This window comes from Chryseobacterium sp. CH21 (assembly GCF_004119445.1).
GTDB lineage: Bacteria > Bacteroidota > Bacteroidia > Flavobacteriales > Weeksellaceae > Chryseobacterium.
This window is the reverse complement of record NZ_QICI01000013.1, coordinates 14,998-36,012: the sequence shown is the minus strand read 5'-3', so window position 1 is coordinate 36,012 and position 21,015 is coordinate 14,998. Positions and strand designations below refer to the sequence as shown.

Annotated in this window: 23 protein-coding genes and 1 pseudogene; 7 read left to right on the top strand and 17 right to left on the bottom strand. The window is 35.0% G+C overall.

The window, feature by feature from the left end:
- Positions 1-129: 129 nt before the first annotated feature.
- Positions 130-828, top strand: coding sequence for a hypothetical protein (locus BOQ62_RS01360; protein WP_129036635.1), 699 nt, complete (start codon positions 130-132; stop codon positions 826-828).
- A 12-nt stretch (positions 829-840) separates the two neighbouring features.
- On the opposite strand, the gene BOQ62_RS01355 is transcribed toward BOQ62_RS01360, so the two are convergent.
- Positions 841-1,638, bottom strand: coding sequence for a helix-turn-helix domain-containing protein (locus tag BOQ62_RS01355; protein WP_129036634.1), 798 nt, complete (start codon positions 1,636-1,638; stop codon positions 841-843).
- Between the two features lie 122 nt (positions 1,639-1,760).
- Positions 1,761-3,175 (bottom strand): annotated as a pseudogene (locus BOQ62_RS01350) (aldehyde dehydrogenase family protein).
- A gap of 501 nt (positions 3,176-3,676) precedes the next feature.
- Between BOQ62_RS01350 and BOQ62_RS01345 the strand changes: the two are divergent.
- Positions 3,677-4,324, top strand: coding sequence for a DUF1062 domain-containing protein (locus BOQ62_RS01345; protein WP_129036633.1), 648 nt, complete (start codon positions 3,677-3,679; stop codon positions 4,322-4,324).
- Between the two features lie 40 nt (positions 4,325-4,364).
- Here the strand turns inward: BOQ62_RS01345 and BOQ62_RS01340 are convergent, their stop codons facing one another.
- The 15 genes from BOQ62_RS01340 to BOQ62_RS01275 all read right to left on the bottom strand — a co-directional run bounded on the left by BOQ62_RS01340 (position 4,365) and on the right by BOQ62_RS01275 (position 17,343).
- Positions 4,365-5,603: an RNA polymerase sigma factor gene (locus tag BOQ62_RS01340; RefSeq protein WP_129036632.1), complete on the bottom strand. Its 1,239-nt coding sequence runs from the start codon at positions 5,601-5,603 to the stop codon at positions 4,365-4,367.
- A 157-nt stretch (positions 5,604-5,760) separates the two neighbouring features.
- Positions 5,761-6,108 carry a PhzF family phenazine biosynthesis isomerase gene (locus BOQ62_RS23770; RefSeq protein WP_262708286.1) on the bottom strand — a complete coding sequence of 116 codons (348 nt, stop codon included), beginning with the start codon at positions 6,106-6,108 and terminating at the stop codon, positions 5,761-5,763.
- A gap of 26 nt (positions 6,109-6,134) precedes the next feature.
- Positions 6,135-6,671, bottom strand: a complete 537-nt coding sequence (locus BOQ62_RS23765; RefSeq protein ID WP_262708285.1) for a PhzF family phenazine biosynthesis isomerase — start codon at positions 6,669-6,671, stop codon at positions 6,135-6,137.
- A gap of 135 nt (positions 6,672-6,806) precedes the next feature.
- Positions 6,807-7,208, bottom strand: a complete 402-nt coding sequence (locus tag BOQ62_RS01330) for a DoxX family protein (protein WP_129036631.1) — start codon at positions 7,206-7,208, stop codon at positions 6,807-6,809.
- A gap of 13 nt (positions 7,209-7,221) precedes the next feature.
- Positions 7,222-7,842, bottom strand: a complete 621-nt coding sequence (locus BOQ62_RS01325) for a hypothetical protein (RefSeq protein ID WP_129036630.1) — start codon at positions 7,840-7,842, stop codon at positions 7,222-7,224.
- Between the two features lie 65 nt (positions 7,843-7,907).
- A complete protein-coding gene (locus BOQ62_RS01320) occupies positions 7,908-8,504 on the bottom strand; it encodes a Crp/Fnr family transcriptional regulator (RefSeq protein WP_129036629.1) in 597 nt (198 codons plus the stop codon).
- A gap of 103 nt (positions 8,505-8,607) precedes the next feature.
- On the bottom strand, positions 8,608-8,898 hold the full coding sequence (locus BOQ62_RS01315; protein ID WP_228413544.1) for a hypothetical protein: 291 nt from the start codon (positions 8,896-8,898) through the stop codon (positions 8,608-8,610).
- A 150-nt stretch (positions 8,899-9,048) separates the two neighbouring features.
- Entirely contained in the window at positions 9,049-9,396 is a 348-nt protein-coding gene (locus tag BOQ62_RS01310; RefSeq protein ID WP_129036627.1) for a DoxX family protein, read from the bottom strand.
- 165 nt (positions 9,397-9,561) lie between these two features.
- Positions 9,562-9,975 (bottom strand): hypothetical protein, encoded by a 414-nt coding sequence (locus tag BOQ62_RS01305; protein ID WP_129036626.1) that lies wholly within the window; start codon positions 9,973-9,975, stop codon positions 9,562-9,564.
- Between the two features lie 196 nt (positions 9,976-10,171).
- A complete protein-coding gene (locus BOQ62_RS01300; RefSeq protein ID WP_129036625.1) occupies positions 10,172-11,374 on the bottom strand; it encodes an MFS transporter in 1,203 nt (400 codons plus the stop codon).
- 376 nt (positions 11,375-11,750) lie between these two features.
- Complete coding sequence (locus BOQ62_RS01295; RefSeq protein ID WP_228413542.1) at positions 11,751-12,158, bottom strand: LuxR C-terminal-related transcriptional regulator; 408 nt, start codon at positions 12,156-12,158, stop codon at positions 11,751-11,753.
- Complete coding sequence (locus BOQ62_RS22810) at positions 12,155-12,352, bottom strand: response regulator (protein WP_228413540.1); 198 nt, start codon at positions 12,350-12,352, stop codon at positions 12,155-12,157. Before BOQ62_RS22810 ends, BOQ62_RS01295 begins: the two co-directional genes overlap by 4 nt.
- 85 nt (positions 12,353-12,437) lie before the next feature.
- Positions 12,438-12,677, bottom strand: a complete 240-nt coding sequence (locus tag BOQ62_RS24195; protein ID WP_410494161.1) for an ATP-binding protein — start codon at positions 12,675-12,677, stop codon at positions 12,438-12,440.
- A gap of 35 nt (positions 12,678-12,712) precedes the next feature.
- On the bottom strand, positions 12,713-15,346 hold the full coding sequence (locus BOQ62_RS01285; protein ID WP_129036624.1) for a two-component regulator propeller domain-containing protein: 2,634 nt from the start codon (positions 15,344-15,346) through the stop codon (positions 12,713-12,715).
- 1,349 nt (positions 15,347-16,695) lie between these two features.
- Complete coding sequence (locus BOQ62_RS01275) at positions 16,696-17,343, bottom strand: DUF1349 domain-containing protein (RefSeq protein ID WP_129036622.1); 648 nt, start codon at positions 17,341-17,343, stop codon at positions 16,696-16,698.
- A gap of 89 nt (positions 17,344-17,432) precedes the next feature.
- Here BOQ62_RS01275 and BOQ62_RS22805 point away from each other — a divergent pair, with 89 nt between their 5' ends.
- The 5 genes from BOQ62_RS22805 to BOQ62_RS01255 all read left to right on the top strand — a co-directional run bounded on the left by BOQ62_RS22805 (position 17,433) and on the right by BOQ62_RS01255 (position 20,946).
- Positions 17,433-17,771, top strand: a complete 339-nt coding sequence (locus BOQ62_RS22805; protein ID WP_228413538.1) for a hypothetical protein — start codon at positions 17,433-17,435, stop codon at positions 17,769-17,771.
- A 26-nt stretch (positions 17,772-17,797) separates the two neighbouring features.
- Entirely contained in the window at positions 17,798-18,169 is a 372-nt protein-coding gene (locus tag BOQ62_RS22800; protein ID WP_228413536.1) for a response regulator transcription factor, read from the top strand.
- Between the two features lie 96 nt (positions 18,170-18,265).
- A complete protein-coding gene (locus tag BOQ62_RS01265) occupies positions 18,266-18,625 on the top strand; it encodes a helix-turn-helix domain-containing protein (protein ID WP_129036621.1) in 360 nt (119 codons plus the stop codon).
- Positions 18,626-19,051: 426 nt separating this feature from the next.
- A complete protein-coding gene (locus BOQ62_RS01260) occupies positions 19,052-20,308 on the top strand; it encodes an aminotransferase class I/II-fold pyridoxal phosphate-dependent enzyme (RefSeq protein ID WP_129036620.1) in 1,257 nt (418 codons plus the stop codon).
- Between the two features lie 5 nt (positions 20,309-20,313).
- The gene (locus tag BOQ62_RS01255; protein WP_105703000.1) at positions 20,314-20,946 is read left to right on the top strand and encodes a TetR/AcrR family transcriptional regulator; all 633 of its coding nucleotides are present in this window, start codon (positions 20,314-20,316) and stop codon (positions 20,944-20,946) included.
- Positions 20,947-21,015: the final 69 nt, after the last annotated feature.

The window sequence follows — 21,015 nt, the reverse complement described above, 5'->3', positions numbered from 1 at the left end:
AACATTGATGAAATAAAGCTTTCACCATTCATTTATATAGTATATTTTTGACAGCAGACCCATTCTGACAGAAAGAAAGTCTCTATAATACATTGAAAACTGATTGCCAACGAACTATATATTTAAACAATGAAAGAATCATTCTCTGAATTGAGAGCAGAAACCTACAGCCCTGAATATATATCCGGATTACGATGGAGTATTGTTATTCTTTTTGGAGCCATAGCAGTTGTTTTACTTGGGTTTTTTATGGATGCTGTTTCAGATCCTTCTACAGATACAGCTTCTGATATGATTTTCCTTTTATTGTTTCTGATTGCGGGTTCACTGGCAGGTTGGCTAGCCTATGAAATGATCAGAAATCAGGATGAAAAAATCAGTGGTCTGCTCATCAACCATCAGGGAATTCTATTTCTCAACACGAATGAAAAAGTGTTGTCAGCAATCAAATATTATGATTTGGTAAAGAGTGGAAACCCTTATACAAAAGATATATTTTCAGAATTTGCTTCCCACGGAAAATACAGTGATTTCAGGAAGAATCTGTATGTTCATGAAAAAGATGAAAACAGGGAGCCTAAAAAGAAAATGGTCAATCTGGATGTAATTCCGCTTAAAAACCGATATGATCTTATCGGACATTTTTTGAAGGGAATAAAGATGTTCCGACCTGATCTGAAAATTGATCCGGAAGTGTACAAAGACTTTTATCTTGATGAAAAAACACTCCGTTACACCCCTGAAAACCTTAAAAGCGACATGAAAGTGAAAATCATTACAATAGCAGTTATTATCGTGGTGATTATTGCTTTCAGATACTTTTTTTAGAAGAGATCTGAGTTATTTTGCCTGTAATGTGCTTGGAGGATAACCAAACTGTTTTTTAAAGGCAAAGGAAAAATGAGAAAGGTTTTCAAACCCCAGATCCAGGTAAATATCAGAAACAGATCTTCCTTTTTGGGTAAGCAGAAAATGTGCTTCTTTTAATCTTCTAAGCTGCAGCCATTGTCTTGGCGGTACTCCGAATATCTTCTGAAAATCTCTTTTGAATGCAGATAAGCTTCTCCCTGTTAAATAAGCAAAACGTTCTACATTCACATTGAAATGAAAGTTCTTATTCATAAACGTTTCAATATCAATTTTATACGGCTCGGAAAAATCAAATAAAATATCCTTAAGACCCGGGTCATAATTCAGCAGCAGAAGTAAAGCTTCTTTCTGTTTAAGACGCAGGATTTCTTCAGAAGCCGAAAGATCTTCATAGGCTAATAATGAATACATAAAGGAATGTAATGCCTTTTGTTCAGGTTTTATATAAGCTGGAACATGTTCTTTTTTTTCTGCCTGATATCCATACTCACGACTGAAGTTGTGAAGCATAGCATCATCAAAATAAATGGATATCGTTCTGATCTCTCCATTTTTAGGAGGATATTTTGCAAATTTTAATAAACTGTTTTTTCTGGCGGAATAAAGCTCTCCTTCCTTGAAAATTGTTTTTGTAATACCATCATTGAGCTCCATTTCTCCGGACAGAACCAATCCAAGGCTGTGGATCTGTGCAAACTGTTCTCCTTCTCTGAATTCTGAAAAGTGACAGGAATAATTGATAGGAAAAGGGATTTTACTTTCGCTCATATCTCACATGGTATTTCTTGATCGATTCTTTTTCAAACTTACAAAACTTTTTTATGATTATCTTCCAGCAGATATTTAAATTCCCCAAAGCCCCTGAATATTGGACTTTGAGGAATTTAATATTATACAAGGATGGCTTTGGGTTCCAGATAAGCTTCCAACCCGAATACCCCGAATTCACGTCCGATACCACTTTGTTTAAAACCTCCGAAAGGAGCGTAAGGATCATGTGCAAATCCATTAATACAAATTCTTCCGGCATCAATCTGTGCTGCTACACGTTCAGCATGCTCCTGATCGGCAGAGCTGATATAGGCTGCCAGACCATAGGTAGTATCATTAGCAATGGCAATCGCTTCTTCTTCATTGGCATAAGGAATAATAGACAATACAGGCCCGAAAATTTCCTCCTGAGCGATACGCATATCATTACGGACATTCGTAAAGATGGTCGCTTTTACGAAATTACCGCTTTCAAGACCTTCCGGTTTTCCTTCACCACCTGCAAGAAGAATGGCTCCTTCTTCCTGACCAATGCGGATGTAGTTTTGTACTCTTTCAAACTGTTTGGCGCTTACCATTGGGCCTACAAGGGTGTCTTCTTCGCTGGGATTTCCTACTTTTACCTGTTCAGCAGCTTTTTTAGCCAGTTCATTCACTTCATTTAGTCTGTTTTGGGGAACAAGAAGTCGGGTGGGGGCAATACATGCCTGTCCGTTGTTCATGTAAGCTCCGAAAACGGCCATTGGGATGGCTTTCTCAAGATCGGCATCTTCAAGGATAATGTTAGGAGATTTTCCGCCAAGTTCTAAGGTTACCCTTTTCATGGTGTCTACAGCTCCTTTGGCAATTGCTTTTCCAGTTATTGTAGATCCTGTAAAAGATATTTTAGCGATGTCCGGATGTTGAGTGATTTCATTTCCAACCACATTTCCTAATCCATTGATGATATTGAACACTCCTTCCGGTAAACCTGCTTCATGGAAACATTCTGTAAGCAGCTGGGTTTGTACGGCACTCATTTCACTGGGCTTTATAACGGCTGTACATCCTGCAGCAATAGCAGTAGCCAGTTTATTACAGATGAAACTGTTGCTGGCATTCCATGGAGTAATGATTCCTACTACGCCTAAAGATTCAAAACGTACTTTAGAATGTCCTACAGTTCTCTCGAAATCATAAGATTCTAAGGTGTTGATGGTTGCTGTAAAAGACGAAATGGCATTTTGAACACTCATTCTGCAGAATTGTAATGTTCCGCCATATTCATTTACCATGGCAGAAACCAGCTCATCTTCTTTTTTGCTTACAGCTTCATGTAGTTTTTTAAGAAAGCTGATTCTTTCTTCTTTTGTTGTTTTTGAAAATGTTTTAAAAGCTTTTTTGCAGCTGCAATGGCCATTTGAGTATCTTCTTCATTTCCCAGAACTACTTCTCCGGTTTTTTGATTGGTAGTTGGGTTTATAAGATCAAAGGTTTCTGTTCCTTTTGGCGTAACAAATTCGCCGTTGATGTAAATTTTATTAATCTGTATCATTTTGATGATTTTAATACTACAAAGTTCGGCAGAAACAGAAAGGGAAGGTTTGTTGTATAGCTCAATTTTTATTTGTTGTATAGTTCATTTTACAGACTGTCAATTTTTATTTTTTTGAGTGTAAATGTAGAAATGCTCTGTTATTCAATAAAATTGACTATTTTTATCATAACCAAGTAAATAACTCGTTTTGAGAACAACTCTTAAACTTATTATCGCTTAGTATCAGTCTCAGTAACCACAGGCTGATCGTTCTTTCGTTTGGGTAATTCTACCCGAACAGATTTTCATTTCATCATATTATTTATTGTATTACCCTAAAAATGGGGTTTTGTCTGCTGTTTTGGCTTTGGACGTTGCTATTGATCAAAACTGGACTTTACAGCAGATTCTGGCTTAAGAGACAATCTTGAAGCTAAAAAGACATGTTAATAATCTCCTTGTAATACGTGAATAGTATGGAAAAAATCCAATAAAGAATAATAAGCACGATTATAAGTTATGAGTACCCAACATATCTGGGAGGTAAAAGTGAAAAATACTCCCTTACTCAAAAAGAAATGCAGTCATTGTAACAGCGAAAGATTTCAATGCAGCGATAAATTCAGATTGAATGCTCAGAAAAAGAATATTGATATATGGTTAATTTACCGGTGTGTAAAATGCAACAACACCTATAACATGACCATATTCTCAAGAATCAGGACGGAGTCTATCAGCAAAGAAATATTTAATAAACTCTCAGAAAATAATACAGGAATTGCCTGGGAATATGCCTTTTCACAGGAAGTAATGAGAAAAAATAATGTAGAAGCTGATTGGGAAAATGTAGCCTATGAAATGATATATTCAAACCTTTTGATTGAGGATCTTATCAATATGGACAGCGAGATGATTTCGTTTAAAATAGACTGTACTTTTAATTTTAATATGAAAGTATCAACGGTAATACGAACATGTTTAGGTATTTCATCCTCTAAATTAGATCAACTGCTGATTACAGATGCCGTTTATTTTAATGAGAAACCATTGCAAAAGAAATATAAGATTAAAAACGGAGATATTGTTAAGATCAAGAAGCAAGAACTTATCAATATGTACCATATCGGAAGAGAAGATTTGTTTCTTAATACCGTAGATGATCAATAATAATAAAAAACCTCCAGATCATTGATCGGGAGGTTTTTATTTAAATTTTTGACAGTCTTAAAAGATTGATCTGTTTCTGCAATGTCTGTTTTTCCGGTTTTGATTGGGTCAGGCGAATGGCTTCTTCATAATGATGAATAGCCTTATCGATATTGAGTTCTGAATATAAATATCCCAGCAATCCATGATAATATTCACTAGTGATGAGGTTGAGCTTTTCCGCCTCAATAAGTGCCTTCTCATTTCCATAGACTTTGGAAAAAGCAAAAGCTCTGTTTAAGGCGGTAACAGGAGAATATTCAATAATAAGCTGATTATACAGGTTTAAAATAGGCAGCCATTTATCTTTACCAGCAGGAGACGTGTGCCAGTAAGCAATTCCGGCTTCCAGATGGTATTTTGAAACGGAGATGTTGTTGCTCTTGCAGGCTTCTATCAGGTAATAATTACCCTTTTCAATCAAGGCTTTATCCCATAAATCTTCATTCTGTTCGTTAAAAAGAATGGCTTCTCCTTCATCATTAGTTCTTGCTTCCAGTCTTGAACTTTGAAAACACATCAAAGCGAGCAAAGCATTGGTCTTAGGAGCATTGGTAATTTGGTTATCTGTAAGAAACAAGGTGAGTCTGATGGCTTCCAGGCAAAGATCTTTTCGGATTAAAAGGTTATTTGTTCTGGAAAAATAGCCTTCATTAAATAGCAAATATAAAGTAGTCAGTACGGTTTCCAAACGTTGGTGGATTTCCTGTTCACTTAAAGAATCTATTTTAAAATGATGTGCTCTGAGAACTTCCCGGCCTCGTTGCAACCGTTTTTTAATGGTTTCGGCTTTGGAAAGAAAAGCATTGGCAATTTCTTCTACACTGAAACCACAGAGAATCTGCAGAGCCAGACCTATTTGGGTTTTCTGTGAATTGATCGGATTGCAGATCGCAAAAATCATTTCCAACTGGCTGTCGGATATGTTTTTAGTGTCGAAATCTATTACCTGAAGCTCTTTTTCCGCTGTCGTTACCTCTACTGGTTTGTTTTTTTCAATAACGGAAAGGTGTTTGAAATAGTCTTTCGTTTTATTCTTTGCTACCGTGTAAAGCCATGCTGCAGGGTTGTCGGGAATGCCATTCACAGTCCAATATTCCGAAGCTTTCAGAAAAGTTTCGCTGGCAATATCTTCTGCAATTTCGATATGTTTTATATCAAATGTTTTGCAGAGTACTGCAACGATTTTGCTGTACTCATTTCTGAATAAATGCGGGGTTATTTTATTCGGATTTGCCATGGCTCATAAAATGACAGTATTGAAACGCTTGTGGTATGATTTTCTAACAAAGATCTGCGTTATCTGCACAATGTGCGTGAGGATTACAATTTTTTGATTCATCTACATGACGACTGATTTTCTACAATGGGGACTGTTTTTTATATACTGCTCAGAATTATTTCAGATTCATTGTTGTCCTGAAAACAGATACTGCATTTCCGGTAATCCTTACAACGTTGGGCTTATGGTCTTTAACACTAACCTGTACCTCTACTTTACCAATTCTGTTGATAGCTTCACCCTGTTTTCCTGTAAATTTGAATACACCATCCACAGCCTCACAGATTTTGTTTTGAATAAGATAACCACCCAAAGGGCCGTTAGCATTTCCGGTAACCGGATCTTCAGAAATACCAATAGCCGGAGCAAACATTCTTCCATTGGTTAAAATATCTTTTTCTTCCGTATCGAAAGTAAATACAAAATATCCGTTACATCCGATTTCTTTACTCAGCTTTGTCAAGGTGATAAGATCAGGATCCAGATGGTTTAAGACTGATTTTTTTTAATGCCGATCATGACTTTAGAATGTCCTGTGGAAGCAATCTGTACCGGGCATTTTTGATCAAGGCTGTCCATCGTCAATCCCAGAGCCCGCACAATTTTCTGAGTGGTTAAATCATCAAAAGCAGGGCTTAGCTCAAAGCTTCCCTGTGTCATTGTGATGAGATAATCATTGTTTTTCCTTTCGATATGAATTGGTAATATTCCGATTTGAGTATTGATTCTAATGGTGCAGGAATCTAGCTGATATTCCTGAGCTAGTGCATAGAGTGCGGCAATGGTAGCATGCCCGCATGTAGGAACTTCTGTAGTAGGAGTGAAGTAGCGAACGTGATAATCAAAATTTTCTTCCTGAATATCAGGTCTGAAAACAAAGGCTGTTTCAGAATTATTAAGTTCCCTGGCAACAAGCTGCATCTCTTCAGATGTCATATGTTCTGCATTTAACACAACTCCTGCAGGATTTCCTTTGAATTTTTCTTTTGTAAAAGAATCAATTTGATAAACGATTACTTCTTTCATGATGGATGATTAAGTTGATTGTAAAATTAAGCAATGAAGACGGAGATTAAGGGAATTTTTTAATTATGATTCAAAAAAACCAGAATCCTGAGATCCTGGTTTATCAATTAGTGAATAGAAAGTTTCTGAGATATTTTAATCCCATTTATTTTGGGTAGAAACTGCATATTTTCCGGCTCCGGTAAAGAAAAAGCTCAGACTTACAAGCATATAGATAACAAGTAATTCCAAAGCCCAGCCTCCAAATTCATTAAGTTTAAAAATATTAGCTGTTTGGGCAAGAATAGTAGCTGTGAAGCAATTGGCCGCAAAGATCAATCCTGCCAGACGAGCCCGGAATCCTATGATCAGCATCACAGGAGCTATAATTTCTCCCGCAAATACACCATAAGCAAAGAATGAAGGTAATCCGTGCATGGTCATCATATCTTTAATAAAACCAACTCCATGGATTAGTTTACTGATTCCATAAACCGACATGGGAAACCCGATCGCTATTCTTGTGATAAGCATTCCTAGATCAATGTTCTTTTTCATTTCTTATAATTATTTAAAAGTTATATTTTACAAATGCCCCGATATTTTCAAGGGTCTTTTTTCCATTATTAAACTGGTCGAAGTTGGAAGCCAGTCCATACATCGTTTTATCCTGTTTTATACCCAGTCTGATAAACTGAAGCCCTCTCGGATATCCACTGTCATCAAGATTGCCAATAGCAAGCACACTGAAATATCCTTTAAAATTTTCGGTCAGATAGGGTGTATATTCAAACGATATAGACTGTTCCAATGAAAATCCTTTCTGATAGGTGGTTCCTATAGAGTAGGAAAGCGAATAGGATGGCTGAATGATTTTATACTGGAGATAAGCACTGAAAAATGCTCCCGGGTTTTTCATCCCAAATGCAGCATTGGCACTCAGTCTTTTAGTCAAACTATAAGCGAGGGTATTTCTGATGAAGAAGATATTCTCCTTGTCTTTGGTATATTCTGTGTCAAATAAAGTAAGATTGTTCAATTTCAATCGGTCATTCAACTGATAATTGATATTGTGCATATAAGTATAGGAGCGGTGTCCTAAAACAAGATCCGGAGTATAGGAAAGTTTCTGTGCATTCAGGCTCAGTGAAGCCAATGCAAGAGATGTTATAGCGATGATTTTTGCCTTCATATTTCACTCATTAAATTTCATTGAGCAAAATTATTCGGGCTGGAGGGGAATAAACTTAAGAAATCTTAAGAAACGTCAGACAGGTGCTTTTTTCTCAGATAACTCAGGTATTCTACGGTTATTCCAAGGTAGGAAGCGATCATGTATTGAGGAAAACGCTGTTCTATATTGCGGTAAGTAGTGACAAATGTGCGGTATTTGGTGTAGGCATCCACGCGTGAATGTTCAAAAGTTCTTTCCTGTAAAGTAACATAAGCAGACTGCATTTTCAGACGCCAGAATTCGGAGATAGCCGGAACTTCTTTATACAATAATTCCAGATTGCTCTTACTGATTTGTATGATGGTTGTGTCTTCATTCGCCTGAATAAACATTCTTGAAGGAAATTCACTCAGGTAGCTGTAAAGGTCATTTACCCACCAGTTTTCAATACCTAGCTGAGTGGTATTTTCTTTTCCTTTTTCATCAATATGATAAGCACACAAACTTCCCTTTGCAATGAAACGCATATGTCTGGAAATCTGTCCCTCACGAAGCAGATATTCCTTCTTTTTAAGGGATATGATTTCTAATTTTGACGTGATACAGTCAATGTCTTTATCTTCTAAAGAAACTATTTCCTTAAAGTGTTCTATGAGTTGTGAAAATATTGTATCTGTCATGAGAATTTATGCTTACGTACAGGTACAAATTTACGTAAATATTAAAAAAATGCTTTAATAAAGTAATATGAAGATTCATTGAAAAGGTTACTAATAGGGACGCTTATTTGCTCTGCCCGATATCCAGTCTGTTAAATTTTCCTTCAGTATTCTTATGAAATTTAAAAAATACAGGAAAGGTTCCCCATTTTCCGGCTTTAAACTCACCATAGATGTCTTTTCCATCATTTTCTACACGGTCTATGCTTAGAAATTTTTCATTACCCAAAGCGTTGGAAAAGAAAGATTTAAAATCAACAGAATTGCCATCGTCTGTCATGGCAGGATTTTCTGTGAAGAAACTGTACCAGCCTTTATCACCATTTTGTAATGCTTCTATAGCTTGTTTTACCACAAGGTCTGTTATTTTTGATTATCCATTTTGTGTTGTTTTTTTGAAGGTTGTGTTGTATGATTTTACTTCTCATTATGAATGTTTTACCCGCAGGCTGTACAGGAGAAATATAGTAGTAATGGAATTATCCAGTTATAATTTCTCATTAATTTAGCTTTTAAGAGGGTGCTGCAGATAAATAATGAGGAGATTCAGACAAAGAAAGGGAAGTTCTATCATAGCACCTTTCAAATCTTTATTAAAAAGCTGCAGGCAAATAATCATTAAGATACCCGCTGCCATTAGAAAATTGCCCCAGACAAATGTTTTAGGAAATAAAATCATTAAAGAAGCCAGAATGGTAACTGCTCCGTTAATCATAAGTCCTTTTTTGTCAAAGCCCCATTTTTCGAACATTTCTGTCATTTCGGGTTTACCTGAGATCATGGCAATTCCTTGTTTGAAACCCATGAAGACCGCCAATAAGATGAGAACGGAGTTGATAATCTTGATAATCACTGTTGTGTTTTTTGTATTACTGATACAAATATCAATGAAATTAATGATTTATCTATGGTGAATTTTTCGGGAAATTAAATAGATTTTTCCCTCACTTCATTTAAAAATAAGAAGACCACAATTTATGGGCTAAATTGTAGTCTTCCTCAACTAAGAACTATTTAACTACGATTCTGTTTTCAAATAACCATAATGTAGCGCAGTTTCTTTTCCGAATAAGCTTGAAAAAATATTCTGAAACTCATGGATATACCTGCATTTTATGGCGTTCCCGTATATTTTCAGTCCTTCCAGTATCTTTCTGGAGCTTAGGTCGATATCGTATTTTATAAAGGGTTCCGGCCTTTCATACCGGATGCTCTGATCCGAACTGTATGTTCTTGAAAATCCTAGCTTTTCAAGCCATTCTTCCGTTATTTTGATAGGTTTGATAGATGCTGCCGGAACGGAAATACTTTGAATATCATTTTCAATTTTAACAAAATAATCCTGCTCGACATTGTGAAAGATCTCAGTGATTGTGAAAATCTGGTTTTTGTACTCCACTAAGTTCTTGATTTTTAGATCTGCTACGTTCATAATATTTTGAATTTTAGTTGATGATATGGTTTAGGATAAATAGCAAATAGTATGCCCGGCATTGCTTTATTAACCCCTGTTTTAGTGAAGATTAGGTTAAATTTTTATTATAAAAAATTAATGATATGTTAAAATACTACACCTATAGGCGAATTATTGAATGTGCCGGAAAAATAAATGTGGTATGTATGTGGTACTAGCTTTTTATGGTTGCTTTTGGATTCACATTAAAAGTGGTCAAAATAAGTGCTATGATAACAGAAATGATAAGAACGTTTATGAAAATATTCCAGGAATAGGCATGAAGCAGATATCCGGTACCACTTCCCAGAATACTTGAACCAAAATAGTAAAACAGCCAATAAATAGAAGTCGCTGAAGATTTTCCCCGCTTGGCATACAAAGCAGTCATCTGGCTGGCCATCGTATGTGCTGCAAAAAATGACAAAGTAAAAAGTCCAAGCCCGAAAATAAGAATATAGATATTCTCAGATAACAATAAAGCGGCTCCGGTAATCATACACAGAATAGAGGCTTTAAGAATATTATTCATGGGAAACCTTCTGGAAAGCCGGCCTACGATCATTGTTCCGAATACCCCAAAAATATACATCAGAAAGATAAAAGCAATGATAAAATGACTTAAAGAAAAAGGCTTGGCTTCTAATCTGAACGTCAGATAATTGTAAACACTCACAAAAACCCCCATCAATAAGGCTGCTGTACAGTATAAGCGGAGCATATAAGGATTGGTAAGGAAGAACTTCATCTGTTTTACCTTAAGATGATAATCTGTTTTCTGTGGATTGAAAAATCTGGATTCCGGAAAGAGTTTCCAAAATATAACACCAAGGATAAAACTCTCTACTCCGATAAGAAGAACGGCATTTCGCCATCCAAACTCTCCTGCAAACAGAGTAGCCATGATTCTTCCGCTCATCCCACCAATTGTATTACCGCTAAGATACATGCTGATTGCTGCCGGTACTGCCAGAGCATTTACTTCTTCCGTAAGATAAGCAAGAGCAACTGCTGAGACACCGGAAACTACAAAACCTTTCAGTATTCCAATGGCAATTAGAAGACTTAAGCTTGGGATCCAGGTGGAAATAATGGTGAGTAACGCAGACGAAATCAATGAAAAAACCATTAAATTCTTCCTCGAATAGCTATCGGCTTTAAAAGCAAAAAATAACAACCCTAATGCCATTCCTATTGTAGACGATGATACCAACAGGGAAGTATCACCTACGGATACCCCAAACTGTTCTGCAGCCATGGGCAGCATCGGCTGGAAAAGATAAAGCTGTGCAAAAACCGAAAGTCCTGAAAAGAAAATACAAAGTTTTATATAGCGGAAACGTAAGCTTCCCTGAATGGCTTTTTCAGATGAATTCATGATTTTGTTTGCAATTAAGATGCAGTGGTTTAACAGAAAAATTAAGTCATGTAAATTTCCTGATAATTTTCCGAATTAAAAAATCATTATCTCAATGATATTTATTGGTGAAACCAATCAGTGAAGCTGCAGACTGCTGATGTATTCTGAAGGGGTAATATTTTCCATCTGTTTAATACCCTGTTGAAGGTAGATTGGTTTGAAAACCCGGCTCCAGTATAAATAGACATAAGGGTTACTTTCTCAAGATCACTAAAAATACAATGACAATATAAAAAATCTACGGGCTCAATAGGTTAGCTGTTTAAAACCTAATGAGATTTGTGTTTTTTCCGGGGCCGGAATTAAATTATTCCGACCCCATTTTTTTAATGCATCATTCATATACCTTGATCAGTTCTGCAATATTGGCTACGTTAAGCTTTTGAAAAATCCTTTTCTTGTAAGTACTTACCGTAGACATTTGTATATTAAGTCTGTTGGCAATTTCAAGGTTTCCGTTTCCATCGGCAAGGAGCTTGAAGATTTCATACTCACGGGAGGATAACTTTTCTACAGGATTATCTCTTTTGTTTTGGATAATAAGGCCAATCAGGTCTGCAGGGTAGAAATATCCCTTTTCAATTACAGTTTTCACAGCATTCTTAATTTCTTCCTCACTGCTTTGCTTGTTCAGATAGCCTTCTGCTCCTTCTCTGATGTATTGAATGGCAACATCCTTATCATACCCTGAGAAGATAAGGATCTTAAGATCATCCTGTATATCTTTCAATTCCGGAATCATTTTTTATACTGTGTCCCAGGCATATCAATATCTAAAATAAGAAGATCATACCGTGAAAAGGCGATCTTATTTTTCACCTGGTCATAGTTTTCAGCAAAATCTATTTTCAGTTCAGGATAAGCAGTCTCAAGAACCAATGATGTTCCTGCCCTTACTACATAGTGATCATCGGCAATTAAAATTCTTTCATTCATACAAATTAGTTTTTATTGAGTGTTATTTCTACCACAGTTCCTTTAGGCTGGTTTTGCCTGAAACTGATTTCAGCATTGATTTTTTTTACCAGATGGATAACCATATGAAGGCCAAGTCCTTTTCCCTTGAAACTAGGGGTTTCCAGTGTAGGATTCTGAACAGATTCATATAAATATCAATCTGTTCTGCTGACATTCCGATTCCTGTATCGGTAATGATTATTGTAGATTTTTGTTGGTTTTCTGTAATATTTAGGATTATACTCCCTTCAAAAGTATTTTTCACAGCATTATCAAGGATATTGTGAATAATGGCGGTTAAAATACTTTCATTTACTTTAGAATATACTTTATGCTCAGTCAGATTGGTGATGACTGTTCCTTTTTCTTTTGCAATTTCACAAAATAATCTGTTCTTGATTTCCAGAATTCTGTTGATTGGGTATTCTTTTTCTTCAAAATATTCTCAGCCTTGTAAAGTTCAGTATATTCTTTTAAGTTCAGTGTAAACTGATAAAGCTGTTCCGAAGATTTATAAATACTGTCAAAATATTTCTTCTGAAGCTCTACATCATCAGACTCATGAAGCTTTTGTGAAAGCATGGCAATAAACCTGATAGGAGTTGTAATGTCGTGACTGATGGTTTCTACCAGTTTTTTCTGATATTCTGTTTCTTTTTGCAGGTTGCTTTTTACTGCTTCCAGATGGAGAGAAGTTTCTTTTAATTCAGAGTTTTTGTTACGGACAATTTGTTTTAACGCTTTATTTTTTATTCTTAAAAAATTGGTGGTAAGCTGAACAATTACAATAATAATGATTAGGATAATAATAGAAGCAGACACTCTAAAGAGGATTGTCTGATAAAAAAGAGGCTCAATCTTAAAACGGATTGTATTTTCTTCATATTTTCCATCAGGAGAAATAAGTACTCTTACACTAAGCGCATATTCGCCCGGAGCAAGATTGCTGATCGTATATTTTAAATCTTTTCCCGTAGTGATCTGTTCCCATTCAGAGTTTTCTTTTCCGGATATTTTAGCTTCAATATAAAGGTTTTCCAGATTAGAGAAGTAAGGAATATCAATGAAGACATCTGCTGTTTTATAATCATTTTTTAAATCAAGCAGCTCATGGAAATATTGTGGTTCAGAATTTCCGATTTTTACCCTTTCAATAAAAATTTCATTCCTTTTGGGGTAGTAAGTCTGAATACTGTTGGGATTGAAAAATACAAAACCATCCATAGAAGGAAATACAAAATCTCCATTCTCCAAAGCATAAGCATTAGGCTCTGAACTTCCATTGAATTCATTGGTCAGGAAACCGTCTTTTTTTGTAAAACGGTAATAGTAAACAGGTGCTTTTCTGTTTTCAGCATACTGAAGCAGCTGTTTTTTCGGAACTTTAAACAGACCGTTATTCGAAGAAATCCAATAAGAACCATTTTGATCATCAAGGATGTAATGAGCTGCCTGCAGATGGTCATTCCTGTCATTGGGCATCTTGATGAGTTTGTGGTTTCTGAAAAGATAAAAGCCATTTTTATGAGTGGTAATCCAAATCAGATTATCCTTGGTTTTTATAATATTTTTAACATGGATATTTTTGATTAAAGGTTTTACTGTATTATTTTCCAGCGAGATCGAATATAATCCGTCACTGTTACCTGTCAGGATTTCATGATCACTGTATTGATGAAAAATATTTACATAACTTTTAAAATTATATTTAAAATCCGGTTTAGCGAACAAATCTTTCCTGTAAAGATGAAGCTGAGTACCGGAAAGATTGGTAAATGTAGTTCCATAAAGATTCCCGCTTTTCATAAAAGTTTCAAGTCCTTTATTGATAAAAGTAGAATCTTTCTCTTTATACCCCGAATTTTTATAAAACCGGATAATACTGTTTCTGTTTCTTACCAGAATATTACCAGAATTGTCATACATCATCAGGTAATTATCATTGCTTCCGAACAGATGCTTATTGACAATCCCATTTTTCCCGAATTCTGTACCGTCCTCTGTAATAATTGTACTTTTGCTGAATGGGAGAGACGCGAAGTACACGTTGTTGGAAAAATCGGCCTCTTTTCTTGAAACATGAAAGTTAGAAAGCTGAAGTATATTCAGCCCATTATTGAGCGTTCCCAGATAAAGTTTATTAAAATCTTTATCATAAAACATAGAACAATAAGAGTGATTGCCTATTTCTTCAAATTTGACAAGAAATTTCAGACGAAGATCTTTTTCGTTACCTTCCAGGAGGTAGATATTATCATGATTGATAACAAAAGTCTGATTGTTAATTTGCTGCCAATAGATTTTAGTGTCAGGATGATTAAAAAGGGTAGGCTTTTCAGAAATGGAAAGATTTCCCTTGTAAATAGAATAAGTCTTTCTTTTTTTCAGGTCATTGATAAAAAGCCTATCATTCAATACAAAAGCATAATTTAGGTCTTTGTTGGTGAAAGGGATGGGTACTTTTATTTCCTTTTTCCCTTCTTTATAAATAATTTCCTTCTTTTCTGTAAAACGATAGACCGAATTTTTGAGTGGGATAAAATATTGAACATCATTATAAAAGTTCGATGTTATAATATTATTGGCAATACGATATACGACATCCGTACCATTGGAATAGGTCATTTTATCCGCTTCAACAAGGCTGGAAAGCTTTGGAAACCTGTTTTTAATAATGATTTTATTTTCCTGGAAATTATTAAGAACGGTGATACTGTCAAGATGGGGATCGCCGGTAAACTCTCCGAAATGCAGGTTGTTTACCCTGAAATTATTAAAGGTAATAAACGAACTTCCATCATACCGTACCAGCCCATTTTCTGTAGAAATCCAGATAAATCCATATTTGTCTTTTACAATGGCCTTTGCGCTGCTTTGTGGAAGCCCATTGTCTATATTGTACCACGTGGAAGTGTGGTGCTGTCCGGAAACGTTTAAGTATATGCAAGCAAAAATAAATGCCCAAACTCTCATAGATGTGCAAAACTGATCTATACCTGATGCTAATGCAAGAGGTGGTTAATAATAGTATTTGTACAAGTCGAAGTTTTTTTAATGGTCAGGAACGATTGAAAATAAATTTTTATCATTGAAGTTTTCTGGTCTATTGTGTTTTATATTTTTTGATTGTGTAAAAATAGTGAAATTATGGAGATAAATTAGTATTTTGTAATCTGTTTTCTATAAGTTTTATCGAGGTTTCAGGATAGTGTGGTACTTGTATATTTTAGTAATTCAATAATAAGTGATAAATTTATTCACGATTCATTTTAAAATATCTTCATTAAATATCAATGATATACCTTATTTACGATTTGTTTTAGAATTTTATAAATGATAAATATTGATGCTTATGGAATTTTTTTATTATTTATTGAATAATGATTTAAGTTTTATTGAATTGCTTTTTGTAGTAAAAGTTTGACAAAAAGCAGAGGTTAATTCTACAGAATATCATTGTTATCACTGATGAATATTCATATTTTTGCAAAAATATTCTCAGAACAATTAAAAGAACTTTGTTTCTACATAATGATTCTAAGAACACAAACGGTTTTTATCTCACAACGCAAAGGGTCTCTTTATGGAGATCTTTTGATGTTTCTGGGGTTTATTTCTTATAATAAAAAATATTGTTTTGGATGAGTTTCAAAAGTTGGGGAGGTTGGAATATTGATACCTATACCATTTAAATATAACGCAAAGTTTTCACTATTCTTGCGAATTATTTTAGGGAAGCAAAGGTTGGAATCACGAAGTTGATTCTTTCTAAGCGCATGCATATCCATACAGTTTCATCAGCGACTTTGTCGCTTTCTTAGCCTCCTCATCAATAAGGAATCGCATCATGCCTTTGCATTTTGTAAAACTACAGGGGATGGAAAGGACAGAACATTTTTTCTCTTCAGATTATCAAACTTTTTGCATAGTCCCCAAGTTTTGTACCTGACCCATTGTTTTGTGGAAATAATGAATGATATAAGGTGTTGAGAATGTTTTTGATGTGTATTTTGTGTTTTGATGATGGTGTTTTTATTTTGCTGATTGATGAGAAACGCCATGAAATAATAGCAGAAATGGGAGATGGGTTTAATTTTTTTAACCATGACATCTGGACTTATAAGGTAGGCAAGACATGGCTTGGGAAAAGGATTATTTTATCTGTTGTTTTTAGTGATAATTAAAGCTGTTAATGTTAGTTTGTATAAGATTTTTTAAAACAGGTAGTCTCCATATCAATTGCCTATGTTTCTGAAAAAAAACCTCCCGGAAATGACGGGAGGTGAATAAAATTGACTGTATATTGAAGTGTAATTCAATTATTATTTATGGGTTTCAAGCCACTTTAGTCTGCGTTCGTCCGGCAGGTGTTTTATTTTGAAGTTTTCAAAAAGAGCGTTGAAACCTTGTCCGTCTGGGCAGGCTGCCATTAAACCAACCATTATGGGAGTGTTGTCCTGTAATGGAGCATTTCTCATCATGATATAATCCTTATCATCAAAAGAGTAGAATATTTCTACAGCATCCAGTCTTCTCACAGCTTTTATCCATATAGCACGAGGGGTTTTGTCTAAAGTGATAACGCTCCAGTCACTTTTATTGTGAGTGACCACAGTGCTTAGATTATACTTCCCATCCACAAATTCCACTCCGGCTTTGATGTAATGTTCTTTATCTGTTCTGAGCATAAGTCCCATCTGATCAAATCTTGCTTTATAGCTGCCTGTGATTTTTACTTTTGCTTCAAATTCACCTCCGTAAGTAGTGTAGTAAAAAGGAGCATCATCAACGGTAAATCCATAATGGGAAATCCTCCAGTAATCACTCTGCGGAGTCACAAACATAGACAGGCTGTTGTTTTTGATTTCCCATTTTTCCGGTTCATTAAACCATATCATCTTCTCCAGAGTCTGGGCAGAAAGTTTTTGAATCAGGAATAGCATACAAAAGCCTAAAAGCAATTTCTTCATTCTATTTTAAATAAGTTCTAAGGGTAAATTATTATTTTAGCAAAAGTATAATTAAACCCAAATCACGTCAATACTGATAAATAACCATTATGGAAATCCGCGAACAGCTCAGTGGTAAATTACTGGACAAAGCTTCCAAAAAATGTCTGCTTGATGTAGAGATCTATAAGCAGAGAGCACTTGTATATTCTCAGATGGAAGGCGCTATATCCGTATTAAGTGATATGCAGGAGAATAAAAGTTATATTTATAAATCTGCAGCAGCGGGTGAACTGGGACTGAGTACGGAAAAAAATCCTATAGAAATTGATTCTATCTGGGAAGAAGAAATGCTAAAAAAGATTCATCCCGATGACAGGTTAAAAAATACATCCATGAACTCCGTTTTTTCAGATTACTGGATGTTATGGAAATGGAGCAGCGCATAGCATATAGTGTTGTGTCCAAAATAAGAATGAAAGATAAAAATGAAGAGTACTGCTGGCTGAAGCATCGCATGTTTTATATTTACTCTCCTTACAATGGACGGCTAAGGTTGGCTCTTTGTCTTTATAATATTGCTCTTTCTCCCTCTTCAGCTTCTGATTTTATGATTGTCAATACCATAAAAGGAGAGGTTCTTGTAAAAGATAAACTTGATTATAAAAATATTCTGAGTCCAAGAGAGATGGAAGTCTTGAAATTTGTAGGAGAAGGGTATGCCAGCAAAGAAATTGCTGATCTTCTTTCTATAAGTATCAATACTGTAAACAGACACCGTCAGAATATTCTGGAAAAACTGAAAGTGAAAAATTCTATACAGGCTTTTAAAGATAGTTTTTATTAAAGATTCAACGTGAAATACCCTAAAAGTTCACCGTGTTATTTTGTATCTTATGATTAAATTTATATCTTGAATACAGATTAAAAAGACCCATACACGATGAAAAGAAGCGAAGAAATCACCATTCAGTATTTTACCTTTTTAGACCAGCATATTCAGGATGTAATTTCCGGAACTGTACCTGAATTTATGGAATTGAATGAAATTGCCGGAAAGCTTGCGATCTCTCATAAACATCTTTCTGATACTATTAAAAAAGAAACCGGACAGCATCCTTGTTCTTTTTATGATGAAAAAATTATCGGTCAGATTAAAAAAATGCTCATTGTTTCCGATAAATCAGTAGCCGAAATTGCCCGTATTTTTACCTATGACCCTTCTAATTTTTCAAAATTTTTCAAAAAAATGACCGGTTTTACTCCCGGAAATTTCAGGAATTCTAAAAAGAACTTAATTTGACCACTTTTTTTTGTTTAATATTGCTACAGCAGGAGATTTGTGGTTGGTTTTATCTTTAAGTAGGGATTTAATCATCTGGAATGTCTGTTTTAAAAGGTTGTTTAGTGAATTAAAATGTTAAAATAATAAAAAAATAATCTTTTATAAATGAGCTTGTTGTGAAAAATATCCATATTTTTTTATTATTTGTGTACTAATATTTCTTTATTGTTTGATTTTTTTATTAAATTTAGGTAAGAAAAAACTAATTAATTCAATAGGTGAAAACGTTAAAAAGATTGATAAACATATAAATACTTTGGTTTCCAGATAATAAGAATAAAATATTGTGTCTTTAATAATATTTAATCTTATAAGAGGCCTTTAAGCCTCCTAAATAGTTATATATTTGTTTCTTTTTAAACCACACAACAAATAAGATTAAGGATGAGCATCAATTTCACAACAGCAACTATTAAAGACTTTGAGAATATACCAGATAACAATATGGCTCAAAGGGCTGAAATTTTTTATGAATATTTAGACTTTGTAAAGTCTAACGGGCATATGAACTACAGACTGAAGAATACTTCAGGAACCAATGCAATACTGAATGTAAATATTGCAGATCAAAACAGAGAATTTGTTAGTTTCGTATCTAGTGATTATTTGGGATTTACGCAGCACCCAAAAGTAAAACAAGCTGCTATTGAGGGAATAGAGAAGTATGGAACAGGAACAGGAGCTACTCCTCTTATTGGTGGCTATTTTGATTACCACAACGCCTTAGAAAAAAGAATTTCAAGTTTTTTTAAAAGAACAGAAGATGAAGCCGTAGTATTTACTACCGGTTATACTGCCAATAGCGCTAGTTTACAGTGCTTAATGCAGAAAGAAGATCTTGCTATTTTAGATATGGCTGTGCATGCCAGCGTACACGAAGGATGTGCTTTTACCAATAAAAAAACATTTCCGCACAATAATTTGGAATCTTTGGAACACATTTTGAAGGTATCTGAAAATCTGTACCGTACGAAACTCGTTATTGTGGATGGAGTGTATTCCCAGGATGGTGATACCTCCCGTATTAATGAGATCTATAATCTTGTGAAAAAGTATAATGCCTTTCTAATGGTAGACGACGTACATGGCGTGGGTATCCTTGGAGAAACAGGTAGAGGTACTTTGGAACAGGCTGGATTATTGGATAAAGTTGACATCATTACAGGAACATTCAGTAAAACGTTTGGAAATCTAGGAGGATATGTCATTGCTGATAAAAAAATAGCAGCATTTATCAGATTCCATTCCCGTCAGCAGATTTTCTCAGCAACAGCTCCACCATCATCAGCAGGAATTGTTAAAGCCATTGATTTAATTGACGAAGAACCCATCTGGAGAGAAAAACTCTGGAGCAACATCAATTATTTCAAAAAAGGGCTTGATGATCTAGGTTTAGATACCGGAGTTACCTGTTCCGCAATTATTCCTGTGAAAATAGGAGATCCCTATGTAACAGGAGAAGCCGGAAAACTACTAATAGAAAAAGGAATCTATACCAACCCGATTCTTTATCCGGCTGTACCAAGAAAAGATGCGCGTATCAGGATGAGTGTAACGGCAAGACACGAAAAAGAACATCTCGATAAAACGCTTAATGCGTTTGATGATATTAATAAAAAATTGCATATTGCGAAAAAATAATAATTATGCCTAGAAAAGTAGTGCAGGGCCCCATTAGGGACAAAGAAAAAACCAAGCAAAAACTGCTTGCTGCAGTTGGTAAAATTTTAAGAGTAAAAGGATACTCCGGACTAAAAGTAAGTAAAATTGCCGCAGTAGCCGGATTTGATAAAAAATTGATCTATGAGTACTTTGGAAGTACTGATAAACTGATCGATGAATATATCAAATCTCAGGATTACTGGAGCCAGGTTAACCAGGATGTTGATATGGATTTCTCCGATGGTGGACACGAGCTTACCAAAATGGTTGTACTCAATCAGTTCGAAAACCTGAAGAAAAATAAAGAACTTCAGAAAATTATCCTTTGGGAACTTTCAGAAAGTAAACCTATTCTTAAAAAATTAGTTGAACAACGCGAAGAAGTAGGAGAAGTTTTATTTGGAAACATCTCAGATCCTTATTTCGGTGAAGGAGTAGCTACGAGACACAGAGCAATTATGGCTTTAATTGTTTCAGGAGCATACTATCTTAACCTTTATACAGGATATAATGCTAACAAGTTCTGTGGTATCGACCTGAAAACTGAAGAAGGAAGAAAAGAAATTGAAGCAGCTGTTGTTGAATTGATTGACTTTGCCTACAGCAAGAAAAAATAGAGATTAAAAGTTTTCCAATTTAAGCAGAAATATGTTTTTTGTTGATATTTGAAAACTTTTAATTTTCAA